General features: G+C 62.7%; 12 protein-coding genes and 2 tRNA genes. 8 read left to right on the top strand and 6 right to left on the bottom strand.

Annotated features, from left to right (window positions below; genetic code table 11):
• Nucleotides 1-13 precede the first annotated feature (13 nt).
• The 3 genes from DIC66_RS06725 to hrcA all read right to left on the bottom strand — a co-directional run bounded on the left by DIC66_RS06725 (nucleotide 14) and on the right by hrcA (nucleotide 1609).
• A tRNA-Ile gene (locus DIC66_RS06725) sits at nucleotides 14-90 on the bottom strand.
• Nucleotides 91-133: 43 nt separating this feature from the next.
• Nucleotides 134-601 carry a hypothetical protein gene (locus tag DIC66_RS06720; RefSeq protein WP_147321254.1) on the bottom strand — a complete coding sequence of 156 codons (468 nt, stop codon included), beginning with the start codon at nucleotides 599-601 and terminating at the stop codon, nucleotides 134-136.
• A 3-nt stretch (nucleotides 602-604) separates the two neighbouring features.
• A complete protein-coding gene (hrcA, locus tag DIC66_RS06715) occupies nucleotides 605-1609 on the bottom strand; it encodes a heat-inducible transcriptional repressor HrcA (RefSeq protein ID WP_117175340.1) in 1005 nt (334 codons plus the stop codon).
• A gap of 38 nt (nucleotides 1610-1647) precedes the next feature.
• On the opposite strand from hrcA, the gene DIC66_RS06710 reads away from it, so the two are divergent.
• From DIC66_RS06710 to rapZ, 3 genes are read left to right on the top strand one after another with little or no spacing between them, the layout of a single operon-like run.
• Nucleotides 1648-2550 carry an NAD kinase gene (locus DIC66_RS06710; RefSeq protein WP_117175338.1) on the top strand — a complete coding sequence of 301 codons (903 nt, stop codon included), beginning with the start codon at nucleotides 1648-1650 and terminating at the stop codon, nucleotides 2548-2550.
• A gap of 3 nt (nucleotides 2551-2553) precedes the next feature.
• The gene (recN, locus tag DIC66_RS06705; RefSeq protein ID WP_117175336.1) at nucleotides 2554-4203 is read left to right on the top strand and encodes a DNA repair protein RecN; all 1650 of its coding nucleotides are present in this window, start codon (nucleotides 2554-2556) and stop codon (nucleotides 4201-4203) included.
• Nucleotides 4204-4232: 29 nt separating this feature from the next.
• Complete coding sequence (gene rapZ, locus DIC66_RS06700) at nucleotides 4233-5129, top strand: RNase adapter RapZ (RefSeq protein WP_117175881.1); 897 nt, start codon at nucleotides 4233-4235, stop codon at nucleotides 5127-5129.
• On the opposite strand, the gene mutY is transcribed toward rapZ, so the two are convergent.
• The 3 genes from mutY to mutM are packed head-to-tail and all read right to left on the bottom strand — an operon-like array spanning nucleotide 5126 to nucleotide 8991.
• Entirely contained in the window at nucleotides 5126-6169 is a 1044-nt protein-coding gene (gene mutY, locus DIC66_RS06695; protein ID WP_233505814.1) for an A/G-specific adenine glycosylase, read from the bottom strand. The two genes, rapZ and mutY, sit on opposite strands and share 4 nt — an antisense overlap.
• The gene (locus DIC66_RS06690) at nucleotides 6166-8127 is read right to left on the bottom strand and encodes a dynamin family protein (protein ID WP_117175334.1); all 1962 of its coding nucleotides are present in this window, start codon (nucleotides 8125-8127) and stop codon (nucleotides 6166-6168) included. Before DIC66_RS06690 ends, mutY begins: the two co-directional genes overlap by 4 nt.
• Before the next feature lie 48 nt (nucleotides 8128-8175).
• Nucleotides 8176-8991, bottom strand: coding sequence for a bifunctional DNA-formamidopyrimidine glycosylase/DNA-(apurinic or apyrimidinic site) lyase (gene mutM, locus DIC66_RS06685; RefSeq protein WP_117175332.1), 816 nt, complete (start codon nucleotides 8989-8991; stop codon nucleotides 8176-8178).
• Between the two features lie 51 nt (nucleotides 8992-9042).
• Between mutM and DIC66_RS06680 the strand changes: the two genes are divergently transcribed.
• From DIC66_RS06680 to DIC66_RS06660, 5 genes are all read left to right on the top strand, one after another.
• Nucleotides 9043-10779 carry a tetratricopeptide repeat protein gene (locus DIC66_RS06680; RefSeq protein ID WP_117175330.1) on the top strand — a complete coding sequence of 579 codons (1737 nt, stop codon included), beginning with the start codon at nucleotides 9043-9045 and terminating at the stop codon, nucleotides 10777-10779.
• A 14-nt stretch (nucleotides 10780-10793) separates the two neighbouring features.
• Entirely contained in the window at nucleotides 10794-11300 is a 507-nt protein-coding gene (locus tag DIC66_RS06675) for a lipoprotein insertase outer membrane protein LolB (RefSeq protein WP_158558857.1), read from the top strand.
• Nucleotides 11301-11332: 32 nt separating this feature from the next.
• A complete protein-coding gene (gene ispE, locus DIC66_RS06670) occupies nucleotides 11333-12208 on the top strand; it encodes a 4-(cytidine 5'-diphospho)-2-C-methyl-D-erythritol kinase (RefSeq protein ID WP_117175326.1) in 876 nt (291 codons plus the stop codon).
• A 10-nt stretch (nucleotides 12209-12218) separates the two neighbouring features.
• Nucleotides 12219-12295 (top strand) — tRNA-Gln (locus DIC66_RS06665).
• 79 nt (nucleotides 12296-12374) lie between these two features.
• Nucleotides 12375-13352, top strand: coding sequence for a ribose-phosphate pyrophosphokinase (locus DIC66_RS06660; protein ID WP_117175324.1), 978 nt, complete (start codon nucleotides 12375-12377; stop codon nucleotides 13350-13352).
• The last annotated feature ends 60 nt before the right edge of the window (nucleotides 13353-13412 follow it).

Genomic DNA, 13412 nt, shown 5'->3' with positions numbered 1-13412 from the left:
TTGATGCAATAAATGGTAGGGCGTGAGTGACTTGAACACTCGACCAAAGGATTATGAGTCCTCTGCTCTAACCAACTGAGCTAACGCCCCAACCGAAGGCGAGATTGTAAGGGCAAGCCAGCGACCGAAAGCCTCAGGCGGCCCACAGACTGATGGCGGCGAACTGGCCGGCGTAGTCGTGGTTGTGTTTTTCGATCAGCGCATGCAGCGACATCAGCGTCTCGAACGGGAAAGCCGCTCCATCGTCACCCTTGCTGGACTGCAATACCGCGCTCACGTAGGGGGCGAATTCAGCGCCGCCCCACAGGGTGTCGATCTTCTGGGCCATCACGGGGAACACGGCGCTGAGTTTCTGGAAGTCTTCGTTGTCCTGCATTTTTGGCTTCTCATCGGGATGCAGCTTGCCGTGCAGGTCTTCCAGGCGGAGCAAGGCTTTGAGCACATCCAGCGGGAAGCCCTGCTTGGCGCCGCTCTGTGCCGCCTCGATCAGTTCCTTCATATAGGGCTTGAATTCCTTGCTGCCCCACAGGCGCTTGATGTTGGCGCCGAACATGGGGAATGTGGTACTTACCAGAACGTAGTCAGGGTGCTTGGAAATCATGCTTTATTTATGGTGACTCAGGGCATTGCTCATCAGCTTGGACGTGATGTCCACGATCTGGATCATACGGTCATAGGGCATGCGGGTCGGGCCTATCACGCCCAAAGTTCCCACCACCTTGCCGTCCACCTCGTAGGGGCTGCTGACGATGGACAGGTCCTCAAAGGGCACCACCTGGCTTTCGCCGCCAATGTAGATGCGCACGCCCTCGGCCTGCCCGGCAATGTCCAGCAGGCGCATGAGTTGGGCCTTTTGCTCGAATAGATCGAAGGCGCGGCGCAGGTGGCCCATGTCACTGGAGAAGTCGGACACCGACAGCAGGTTGCGCTCGCCGGCAATCACCACCTCATCCTCGGTGTCTTCAATTGCCTCGGTGCTGACATTGACTGCGGCCTGCATCAGGGCGGCGATCTCGGAGCGCAGGCTCTCCACCTCGCCCTGCAGACGCCCGCGCACCTGGTCTATGTCCAGGCCCACGTAGTTGCTGTTGAGGAAGTTGGCGGCCTCTATGAGCTGGGCCTGGGTGTAGTCCACCTCGGTGTAGATGACGCGGTTTTGCACATCGCCCTCGGGCGAGACGATGATGACCAGCAGACGCTTTTCCGAGAGGCGCAAAAACTCCATATGCCGGAAGGCCGAAGACCGGCGCGGCGTGATCACCACGCCCACAAACTGCGACAGGCTCGACAGCAGGTTGGCCGCGTTGGAGATGACCTTTTGCGGCTGGTCCGGCGCCAGGCTGTGGCTGGAGTACTGCGTGGGCTGCACCGTGAGCATGGTGTCCACAAACAGGCGGTAGCCGCGTGCGGTGGGGATGCGCCCGGCCGAAGTGTGGGGGCTGACGATCAGGCCCATCTCTTCCAGGTCCGACATGACGTTGCGGATGGTGGCGGGCGACAGCTCCAGGCCCGAGGCTTTGGAGAGCGTTCGGCTTCCCACCGGCTGTCCGTCGGCTATGTAGCGCTCCACCAGAGCTTTCAGCAACATCTTGGAACGTTCATCGAGCATCGGATCATTTTAGTGATGTTTAGTGATCTAATTTGGAAATGAAGTCGCCGACCCAATTCCGCCAGGTCGCCCTGGTGGGCAAGTACCAAAGCACCATCTCCGGACCAGCCGGCGCGCACTCGCGCCAGGCACTGGAAGAGATTGCCAACTACGTGCTCGACCTGGGCTGCGATCTGGTGCTGGAGGCCGACACCGCCACCAACATGGGCATGAGCCGCTATGCCACCCTGAACCTCGAAGACATTGGCCGCCACTGCGACCTGTGCCTGGTGGTGGGTGGCGACGGCACCATGCTGGGCATAGGCCGCGAACTGGCCCAATACAAGGTGCCGCTGATCGGCATCAACCAGGGCCGCTTGGGCTTTATCACCGACATCCCCTTCGACCAGTACAAGGCCGTGCTGCGGCCCATGCTGGCCGGCGAATACGAGGAAGACCAGCGCAGCCTGATCCGTGGGCGTGTGATGCGCGACGGCATCTGCGTCTTCAGCGCCCTGGCCATGAACGACGTGGTGGTGAACCGCGGCGCCAGCTCCGGCATGGTGGAACTGCGGGTGGAGGTGGATGGGCACTTTGTGGCCAACCAGCGGGCCGACGGCCTGATCATCGCTTCGCCCACCGGCTCCACGGCCTATTCACTGTCGGCGGGTGGGCCGCTGATGCACCCGGCCATTGACGGCTGGGTGATCGTGCCGATCGCGCCGCACACCCTCTCCAACCGCCCTCTGGTGCTGACCAGCGCGGGCGAGATCGCCGTGGAAATTGTGGCCGGGCGCGATGCCAGCGCCAGCTTCGATACGCAAAGCCTGGCCTCGCTGATGCACGGCGACCGCATTGTGGTGACGCGCTCCGAACACAAGGTGAAATTTTTGCACCCCAGGGGTTGGTCTTACTTTGATACGCTGCGGCAAAAAATGCACTGGAATGAAGGAGTCATCTAAGCCATGGCCTTGAAGCGTATCGTCCTGCGGGACTTCGTCATCATCAGCGAGTTGGAGCTGGATCTGGAGCGCGGCTTTACCGTGCTGACCGGTGAGACCGGTGCCGGCAAATCCATCCTGGTGGACGCCCTTCAGCTGGTGACCGGCGCGCGCGCCGATGTGGGCGTGATCCGCGAGGGCGCTGCACGCACCGAAGTCAGCGCCGAATTCGACAACGCCGCCGGACTGCAAGCCCTGCTGGACGAAGCGGGCTTTGAGGCGGGTGACTCCCTGCTGCTGCGCCGCACCGTGGACACACAGGGCAAGAGCCGCGCCTGGGTCAACGGCAGCCCGGCCACGGCCCAGCAACTGCGCAGCATTGGCGAGCACCTGATAGACATCCACGGCCAGCACGCCTGGCAGAGCCTGACCCGACCGGACGCCGTACGCGGCCTGCTGGACGCCTATGCCCAGGTCAATACAGCCGAGTTGGACAAGCGCTGGAGCGCCTGGCGGTTGACACAAGCCGCGCTGGACAAAGCCACAGAGGCGCAGGACTCGCTGCAACGCGAGCGCGAACGCCTGGCCTGGCAGATAGGAGAGCTCGACAAGCTCAACCCCCAGCCCGATGAATGGGCAGACCTCAACGCGAGCCACAGCCGCTTGGCCAACGGGCAGGCCCTGCTGGATGCCGCCCAGGCCACGGTAGAACTGCTGGACGATGCCGAAAGCAACGCCCTGCAGGCCCTCCACAGTGCGCTGCAGTCCCTGCAGGCCCAAGGCCATCTGGAGCCCGAGTTTGCCGACCCCATTGCCGCACTGGCCTCCAGCGTGGCCCAGGTAGAGGACGTGGCCCACACCCTGCGCGGCTATGCCCGGCGCACCGAGCTGGACCCGGAGCGCCTGGCCGAGCTGGACGCCCGCATGACGCTGTGGGTGTCGCTGGCGCGGCGCTACAAGCGCGCACCCGACGAGCTGCCCACGCTGCTGGCGGGCTGGCGCGAAGAGCTGGCGCAACTGGATGCTGCAGCCGACCTGCAAGGGCTTGAAGCCGCCGAGCGCAAGGCCCAGGTTGCCTTCATGAATGAGGCCAAAAGCATTTCCAGCCAACGCAGCAAGTCCGCACCCAAGCTGGCCAAGGCCATCACCCAGGCCATGCAAGGCCTGGGCATGCAGGGCGGCCAATTTGCCGTGGCACTGGAGCCATTGGTCCAGCCGCAGCAAAGCGGCCTGGAAGAAGTGCAGTTTCTGGTGGCCGGCCATGCGGGCAGCACGCCGCGCCCGGTGGGCAAGGTGGCCTCGGGTGGTGAACTCTCGCGCATGGCGCTGGCCATTGCGGTGACCACCAGCCAGCTGGGCACGGCCCAGACCCTGATTTTTGACGAGGTGGATTCGGGTGTGGGTGGCGCCGTCGCTGAGACCGTGGGCCGCCTGATGCGCCAGCTCGGTGTGGACCGCCAGGTGCTGGCAGTGACCCACCTGCCCCAGGTGGCGGCCTGCGCCGACCACCACATGCTGGTGTCCAAACAGCTGCAAGGCAAGTCCACACTCAGCACCGTGTCCGCTGTGCTGGGCGAAACCCGCGTGGGCGAGATTGCCCGCATGCTGGGCGGCGAAAAACTCTCCAGCACCACCCTGGCCCATGCCAAGGAAATGCTGCAGGCCGGGGCATGAGCCGGGTGAGCACCGCGCAGCCCCACCCCATGGAAATCGTGCTGATCACCGGCATGTCGGGCTCCGGCAAGTCGGTGGCCCTGCATGCGCTGGAAGACGCTGGCTTCTATTGTGTAGACAACCTGCCGCCAGAGCTGCTGCTGCCCTTTGTGGAACTGGAAATGCAGCACCAGGCACACCGTCTGGCCATTGCCATGGACGTGCGCAGCGCGACCTCCCTGCCCCAGGTACCGCAGCATCTGGATGCCTTGCGGGCACGCGGCATTGCTGTCAAGCCGCTGTTTCTGGATGCCACCACCGATACCCTGGTGCGCCGCTATTCGGAGACCCGGCGCAAGCACCCGCTGTCGCAGGCCGGCATGCGCCGGACCGCTGGCACCGATGCGCAACTGGACACGGATGAGCGCCGCGCCCTGGTGGAAGCCATTGAGCTCGAACGCAGCCTGCTGGCCGCCCTGCGCGAGCAGGCCCATGTGATCGACTCCAGCATGATCCGCGCCGCGCAGTTGCAGGGTTATGTAAAGGCGCTGGTGTCCGCCACCAGTGACCAGCTCACGCTGGTGTTCGAATCCTTCGCCTTCAAGCGCGGCGTGCCCACCGATGCCGACTTTGTGTTTGATGTGCGCATGCTGCCCAACCCGCACTACGAGCCTGAACTGAAGGCCCTGACCGGGCGCGACCAGCCCGTGGCCGACTTTTTACAGGCCCAGCATGATGTGCAGCGCATGTTGCAACAGCTGTGCGCCTTTCTGGAAGCATGGCTGCCCGACCTGGCGCGCGACAACCGCAGCTACGTCACAGTGGCCATCGGCTGCACCGGTGGACAGCACCGCTCGGTCTATCTGGTGGAGCAACTCGCAACGCACTTTGCAGGCCAGTGGGCCACGCTCAAGCGCCATCGCGAGATGGATGCAAGGGTGGTTTAGGTACGCTCCAGCAGCTTGCGCACCGGCGCGGGCAGGCCAAGCCCAGGCCACTCCAGCGCACTGACCCAGCGCCCCTCGCCCAGCTGCGTGGTTTCTTTCAGCGGCACACGGCAGGCATGCAGGTGCAGGTCCTTGTGCGTGAGCACATGGGTGAAGGCCGGTTCGCACACCAGCTGCTGTTGCGCCTGTGGCGTCAGGGTCTGGCGCAGGGCGTCTTCGCTGTCGAATAGTGGCAGGCAATACAGCCCGCCCCAGACACCAGGAATTGGCCTGCGCGCCAACCACACTGCGCCCGATTCGCTCTGCGCCCATAGCAGCCAGAGCGCCTGGCTGCTGCGCTTGAGCTTGCGGCTGCGCACCGGGTAGCGCTCGGGGTCACCCGCCTTGCGGGCAGCACAGGCGCCAGCCACGGGGCAGACATTGCACAGTGGTTTTTTGGGTGTGCAGACCATGGCGCCGAGGTCCATCATGCCCTGGGTGTAACGCGCCATGTCCTTCGCGGCATGTGCAGGCGTGGGCAACAGGGCCGAGGCTGCAGCCCACAGTGCGCGCGCATTGGCCGCAACCGCCACATCGGCATCAAAGCCCTGCACGCGGGTCACCACACGCTTCACGTTGGCATCCAGAATCGCCACCCGCTCGGAAAAGCACAAAGAGGCAATGGCGGCGGCCGTGGACGGGCCAATACCCGGCAGGCTGGACAGTGTTTCTGCGTCCTGCGGAAAGGCGCCGCCATGCACCTGCACGACCTGTTGGGCGCAGCGGTGCAGGTTGCGCGCCCGGCTGTAATAGCCCAGTCCGCTCCACAAACCCAGCACAGCGTCCTGGCTGCCAGCGGCCAATGCGGCCACATCGGGAAAGGTGTCCAGAAATCGCGCGAAGTAGTCCTTCACAGTTGCCACCTGGGTTTGCTGCAGCATGATTTCCGACAGCCACACACGGTAGGGGTCGCGGGTGTTTTGCCAGGGCAGGTCGTTGCGTCCCTGGGTTTGCTGCCACTGCACCACGCGCGTGGCGAAGTCGGCCTTGTCTGACTTCACGCGGAGGCGGTTTCCAGATCCAGCGACTCGGCAGTGGCTTGCGGGCTGTTGATCAGGTGTGAGGTCAGCTCCATCAGCTTTTGCTCCAGTTGGTCCAGGCCGGTTTCCTGTTGGGCAATTTCATCCAGCCGCTCATCCAGGCCGCCGGCAGCCTGCTGGATGCGGTCTACCGCGTCCATGCGCCGCACAAAGGCACGGCGACGCTCGCGCAACTGGGCGTCCAGTTGGGCCGCAGCCGACTTGCTCCAGAACTCCACCTCGCTCAGGGCTGACTCGTGGATGCTGCGCACCCGCGCGGACAGCGCCCGCACCAGCCGGTCAGAAAACTCGGGCTGGGCCAGCTTGAAGACGTTGCTGATGCCCAGGTACTGCAGGTGGCTGCGCTGCGCCATCTCGAAATCGTTCAGGTAAAAGTTCAGGTCGGGTTCCTGAATGGCCTGCAGTGAAAAGCCATATTCGGTATTGAGCTGCGTGAACATCACCGAGAGCATGCTGTGCATCTCGGCCGTCAGTCTTTGCACCGTGGCAAAGTTGGCGCGCAGCCGGGTGAAGGTTTCGCCATAGGCTTTTTTCACGCCCAGCTTCAGGCCTTTTTGGGTCAGGGCTTCTATGAGCTGGCCCATCTCGGCCTTGAGCACCTTGGCACCCAAAATATCGAACACCTCCTTGAGCAACTTGAGGTGCACCGAGCGCACCGCATGCAGCTTGGCACCGCCCAGATCAAAGTCGATCTGCTCCTGCGCGATGCGGCTCTTCATGTGTTTGATGACACCGGCGTTCTTGCCCTTGAGGCCTTGGAGCTCCATGCTCTGCTCGGTGAGGTCGCGCTTGCGGATGTGGATGGTGCGGGCTGTATCGGTGCGCAGCTCGGAGATGCCGTTGTTCATGGCCAGGCGCAGGATGCGCTGGCGCTCCAGCAGCATGCCTTCGCCCAGGGCGTTTTCCAGCAGACCCAGGCAGCTCTTTTGCAGCAGCGCCTCGTCCTGGCTGACCTTGGCCACCAGCCCCTTTTGGGCTGACACTGCAATGACCTGCTCGGCGCGCAGACCCAGAATGTCCGCCGTGGTGGCCTTCTGGCGTTCGATTTGCGCGCTGATCTGCTCGGGCGTGCTCAGTTCGTCCCACAGGGTGTCGATCTTGTTGAGCACCACCAGCCGCGCCTCGGTGCCGGTGCTGTCGGACACCAGGTGCTCGCGCCAGATGGCCAGGTCCGACTTGGTGACACCGGTATCGGCGCCCAGGATGAACACCACGGCCTGGGCTTGCGGTATCAGGCTGACGGTCAACTCGGGCTCGGCGCCAATAGCATTGAGCCCCGGTGTATCCAGAATCACCAGGCCCTGCTTGAGCAAGGGGTGCGCAATATTGATCAGGGCATGGCGCCATTTGGGCACTTCCACCAGGCCGTCCGCATCCACCAGCGGATTGTCTTCCGGCGCCTGGCTGTGCCAGAAGCCCAGGGCACGGGCCTCGTCCTGCGTCACCTTGCGGGTCTGCGAGACCATCTCGAAGGAGGCGGCCAGCTGCTGGGGGTTGTCTACATCCAGGTCTATGCGTGTCCATTGCTCGGGCACCATGCGCCATTCCATCAAGGCCTGGGGTTGCAGCCGGGTTTCTATGGGCAGCAGGCGCAGGCAGGGTGGCACTTCGGCGTCATAGCCCATTTCGGTGGGGCACATGGTGGTGCGGCCGGCGCTGGCGGGCATGATGCGCCGGCCATAGCCGGCAAAGAAGATGGCGTTGATCATCTCCGACTTGCCGCGTGAGAACTCGGCCACAAAAGCCACCATCACCTTGTCGGAACGCACCTGGGACTCCAGGCGCTTGAGCCGCTCCTGCACGGCTGTGTCGAGCAGATCGTGGTCATTCAGCCATTCGCCCAGCAATTTCAGGCGCAGCGCAAATTCACGCCGCCATGTACCGTGCTGGTCAAGTTGCTCATTAAATGAAGTGGCCAAGTGTCCCCCTGCGATGGGCCAATATAGCATTGCAAACCGGCTTGTTAACTAGGGCTTCTGGCATTGCGGGCAGAAAAAGGTGGAGCGCTGGCCCTGGCGCAAACCCTTGATGGCGGTGCCGCAGACGCGGCAGGGCTGGCCCTGGCGGCCATAGACCATGGCGCCCTCCTGAAAGTGGCCGGATTCGCCCTGCGCGTTGGAGAAATCGCGCAATGTGCTGCCGCCCTTTTCCACCGCCAGCGCCAGCACCTGGCGAATGGCGGCCTTCAATCGCAGCGCGCGCGGTCGGCTCAGGCGGTTGGCACGGGTGGTGGGCCGGATGCCCGCCAAAAACAGGGCTTCGGACGCATAGATATTGCCCACCCCGACCACCACCTCACCGGCCAGCAAGACCTGCTTGATAGCGGTCTTGCGCTGCTGCAGGGCCTGGTAGAACGTGGCAGCATCAAAGCCGTCGCCCAAGGGCTCCACGCCCAGGCGGCCCAGCAGCTTTTGCGCGATGGCATCGGCTTCACTGGGCGCAAACACCACGGCGCCAAAGCGTCTGGGGTCGTTCAGACGCAAGGTACCCTGCGTGGTGAGCAGGTCAAAGTGGTCGTGCTTGCCGGCTTCTGCCAAGGTGTCCGCAAAGACCACACTGCCCGACATGCCCAGATGCACCAGCAGCAGGCCCTCGTTCAGGTCAATCAGCAGGTACTTGCCGCGGCGGCGCACCGCCTGCACCACCTGCCCCTGGAGCTGCGCAGTCGCTATGCCCAAAGGCCAGCGCAGGGGTTTGCCCAGGCTGGCCGAGAGGACGGTGGCACCCCGGATGCGGGCCTCGAAGCTCAGGCGGGTGACTTCTACTTCGGGCAGTTCGGGCATGGGGTGGTCGCTGGTAAACGAAGGCTTTTCGTGTTGGATTATTATGACCCGATGACTCCACCCAAGCGCCTCAAGATTTCCACGCTTTTGCTCATGCTGGCCTTGAACTGGCCTTTGGCCCGGGCACAGACGGAGGCAGCACCGCTGAACTCGGAACTCAACAGCAGCCTGATGTACGAGCTGTTGCTGGCCGAGATGAGCTCTTACAACAATGACGCGTCATCCGCCTTCCAGCTGATGCTGGATGCGGCGCAAAAAGACCGGTCCGAGCAGTTGTATGAACGCGCGGTAGAGATCGCCCTGCGGGCACGCGCCGGAGAGTCTGCGCTGCAGGCGGCAATGGGCTGGAGCCGCCAGTTTCCCGCCTCGCAGAGCGCCAACCGCTACCTGCTGCAAATTTTGATTGGCTTGAACAAGCTGCCAGAAACCGTAGAACCCACGAAACGCTACCTGGCAGCACTGCAACCCAAGGAGCGGGCCGCCGCCATTGCCCTGCTGCCGCGGTACTTCGTGCGCGTCGACGACAAGAAGGCTGCGACCAAAGCCGTAGAACAGGCACTGGCTTCTGAACTGACAAACGCCACCACGGGTGCAGCCGCCTATGCAGCCATAGGCACCTTGCGCCTGCTGGCCGGTGATGGCACGGGTGCGCTGGATGCGGCCAAAAAGGGTGCCGCCGTGAACCGCAAGGCCGAAGAGCCGTTGCAACTCGCGCTGGCGCTGATAGACCCCGGCTTGCCAGGCGCCGAGGTGCTGGTGATGAGCTACCTGAAAGCGGGGGCCCGGCCCGAAGTGCACATGGCCTACGTGCGCAAACTGCTGGAAGCGCAGCGCTATGCCGAAGCCCGGACGCAGGTGCTGCAAGTCAACGCCACACATCCTGACTTCGACGAGGCCTGGCTTGTGCGTGGCTCACTGGCGCTGCAAGATAAGCAGCTCGCCGACGCACAGACATCACTGACACGGTTCGTGCAATTGCGTGTGGCGGCCAACACCTCCAGCGACAGCCCGGCTGCCAACGACCGGGGCCTGTCGCAGGCGTATTTCTTGCTGGCGGATATCGCCGATCAGACACAAAAACCCGACGAGGCGGAACGCTACCTGGCCCTGATTGAAAGCCCGCAGGAAGCCATCCGGGTGAGCATACGCCGGGCCAGCCTGTTGGCGCGCCAGGGCAAGCTGAGCGAGGCGCGCGCCCTGATACACGATGCTCCGGAAACCCTGGCAGAGGACGCTCGCACCAAAATCAATGCCGAATCGCAACTGCTGCGCGACTACAAGCAGTTTGAGCTGGCCTACCATTTTTTGAAGGATGCGCTGCAGGCCAACCCCACCGACGTGGAACTGCGCTACGACCTGGCCATGGCAGCCGAAAAGCTGGACAAGATCGACGAGATGGAGAAGCTGCTGCGTGAAGTCATCGCCCTGCAACCCGATTACAAGCATGCCTACAACGCCTTGGGCTATTCGCTGGCGGACCGCAAACTGCGCTTGCCCGAGGCCAGGGAGTTGGTCAAAAAAGCCCTGCAATTCGCACCCAATGACCCCTTCATACTCGACAGCCTGGGCTGGGTGGAGTTTCGCAGTGGCAACCTGAGCGAGGCCGCAAAAATTCTGGAAGGCGCTTACGAGAGCCGCCAGGACGCCGAGATCGCAGCCCACCTGGGCGAGGTACTTTGGAACATGGGCCAGCAGGACAAGGCCCGTGCCATCTGGAAAAACGGCCTGCAACAAAACCCGGACAACGACACCTTGCTGGAAACCCTCAAACGCCTGAGCCCCCTGTGATACCAGCGATGCTGATGTGTCTGCGCCCCAGCCTGCGCTCTTTTCAGCAGGCGTGTCTTCTGGTGGCGCTGGCGTGCCTCGCTGGCTGTGCCACCCCACCTTCTGCACCCAAGCTACCCCTGGAGCAAGAGACCCACTGGCAGGGCAAGCTCTCACTCAAGGTGTACAGCAAGCCGGTTCAGGCCCTTGCTGCCAACTTTGACCTGCAGGGCCGGCCAACCAAAGGGGAGTTGGTACTGACCTCCCCCCTGGGCACCACGCTGGCCCGCATGCAGTGGGACACCGACTTCGCCACCCTCACGGCCAACGGTGAACAGAAGAACTTCAACTCCCTGCAAGAGCTGGTTCGCCAGGCCATCGGCTCCGACCTGCCTGTGGCCAGCCTGTTTGCCTGGCTACAGGGGCGTGATGACGCAGCCCCCGGCTGGCAGGTGGACCTCAAAGACCTGGAAAACGGCCGCATCCAGGCCCACCATATCGAAGCCGTGGAAGCCGAGCTGAAAATCATCCTGGAACGCTGAGGCGCCCGTTGTCTGGCGCGGATAATGCCGCCATGCAGTCGCTCTACGACCTTCCGGCCCCGGCCAAACTCAATCTGTTCTTGCACATCACCGGCCGACGCGATGACGGCTACCACCTGCTGCAGTCCGCCTTCATGCTGATTGACTGGTGTGACACCCTGCACTTCGAGGTCCGCAACGATGGCCTTATCAGCCGCGAAGACCTGAGCTGGACACTGCCGCCCGACGACCTGACGGTGCGGGCCGCCCGCGCCTTGCAGGCCGCAACGGGTTGCACGCAGGGTGCACATATCGGGGTTTTGAAATCTGTTCCGGCGCAGGCTGGCATGGGGGGCGGCTCGTCAGACGCAGCCACCACCCTGCTGGCGCTGAACCGCCTGTGGGGCTTGCAGCTGCCGCTTCAGAAGCTGATGGAAATCGGCCTGAAGCTGGGTGCCGATGTGCCCTTCTTTTTGAGCGGTAGCCATGGATGGGTGGAAGGCATTGGCGAGCAAATCTCTCCGCTAGAATTGCCGCTTGCGAAGTTTGTGGTGGTAAAGCCTGCAGCCGGTCTGGATACCAAATTGATTTTTTCGGACCTTGAGCTAAAACGCGATTCTTTGCCTGCTATAATCACAGGCTTCGCTGCAGACGCACTGTCCTTTGGACAAAACGACCTGCAAGCCGTAGCCCAGAAGTTGTGCCCCGGTGTGAATCAAGCCCTTGTGTGGCTTGCATCCCAAGGACTCAACGGACGGATGACCGGCTCGGGAAGTGCGGTGTTTGCGCACTTGTTGCACGAGATAGATTTGGATAGCGCACCTGGCGCCATGCAAGTCAGGCTGTGCAGTAGTTTGGATGTTCACCCGCTGAAGGGTTGGGCAGACAGCGATGGAAAAACTGGTTTATCGGTGGCTAGCGTTCGCTAGGCACCCGTGTAGGGGAGTCGCCAAGTTGGTTAAGGCACTGGATTTTGATTCCAGCATGCGAAGGTTCGAATCCTTCCTCCCCTGCCAAATCTGTTGCCGGACCGCTGTCCGCAACGGAATGCGCAAAGTTACGAAGTAAACCCAAAACCTTTTCGCTGGATTCCGCATGCAGGCACCTACTCCTCCCGATTTCATGGTCTTCACCGGCAATGCCAATCCTGGCATGGCTGCGTCGATAGCGCACAACCTCGGCATTTCGCTGGGCGCGGCCACAGTCGGTCGTTTCTCGGACGGCGAAGTCACCGTTGAAATCAACCAGAACGTGCGTGCACGGGACGTGTTTGTGGTGCAAAGCACCTGTGCCCCCACCAACGAAAACCTGATGGAACTGCTGATCATGGTGGATGCGCTCAAGCGCGCATCGGCCGAACGCATCAGCGCCGTCATTCCGTACTTTGGTTATGCCCGACAGGACCGCCGCCCACGCTCTACCCGCGTGCCGATCACGGCCAAGGTGGTAGCCAATATGCTGCAGGCTGTGGGCGTGGCCCGCGTGCTGACCATGGACTTGCACGCCGACCAGATCCAGGGCTTTTTTGACATCCCCGTAGACAACATCTACGCCTCGCCCGTGCTGCTGGGCGATCTGCGCCAGAAGAACTACGAAGACCTGATCGTGGTCTCGCCCGACGTGGGAGGTGTGGTGCGTGCCCGTGCGCTGGCCAAGCAGCTCAACTGCGATCTGGCCATCATCGACAAGCGCCGCCCCCGCGCCAATGTGTCTGAAGTGATGCACGTGATCGGTGAAATCGAAGGCCGCAACTGCGTCATCATGGACGACATGATTGACACCGCCGGTACCCTGGTCAAGGCCGCCGAAGTGCTGAAGGCCCGCGGCGCCAAGAAGGTGTATGCCTATTGCACACACCCGATTTTTTCGGGCCCCGCCATTGAGCGCATTGCCAGCGGCGGTGCACTCGATGAAGTGGTGGTGACAGACACCATCCCCCTGAGCACGGCCGCCATGCAGTGCACCAAGATTCGCCAACTCACCGTGGCTCCGCTGATCGCAGAGACGATCCAGCGCATTGCCAAGGGTGAGTCGGTCATGAGTTTGTTCTCGGACCAAGAGAACCTTTTCTAAGGTTCGGGACAAAAGCAGGCGCCGCTGCAGTCTGCAGTCGGCGTTTTTTTAAACCGGAGT

This window comes from Rhodoferax lacus (assembly GCF_003415675.1).
Taxonomy (GTDB): Bacteria; Pseudomonadota; Gammaproteobacteria; order Burkholderiales; family Burkholderiaceae_C; genus Allorhodoferax; species Allorhodoferax lacus.
The sequence above is the reverse complement of the archived record's forward strand: the minus strand, read 5'-3'. Positions and strand labels throughout refer to the sequence as shown.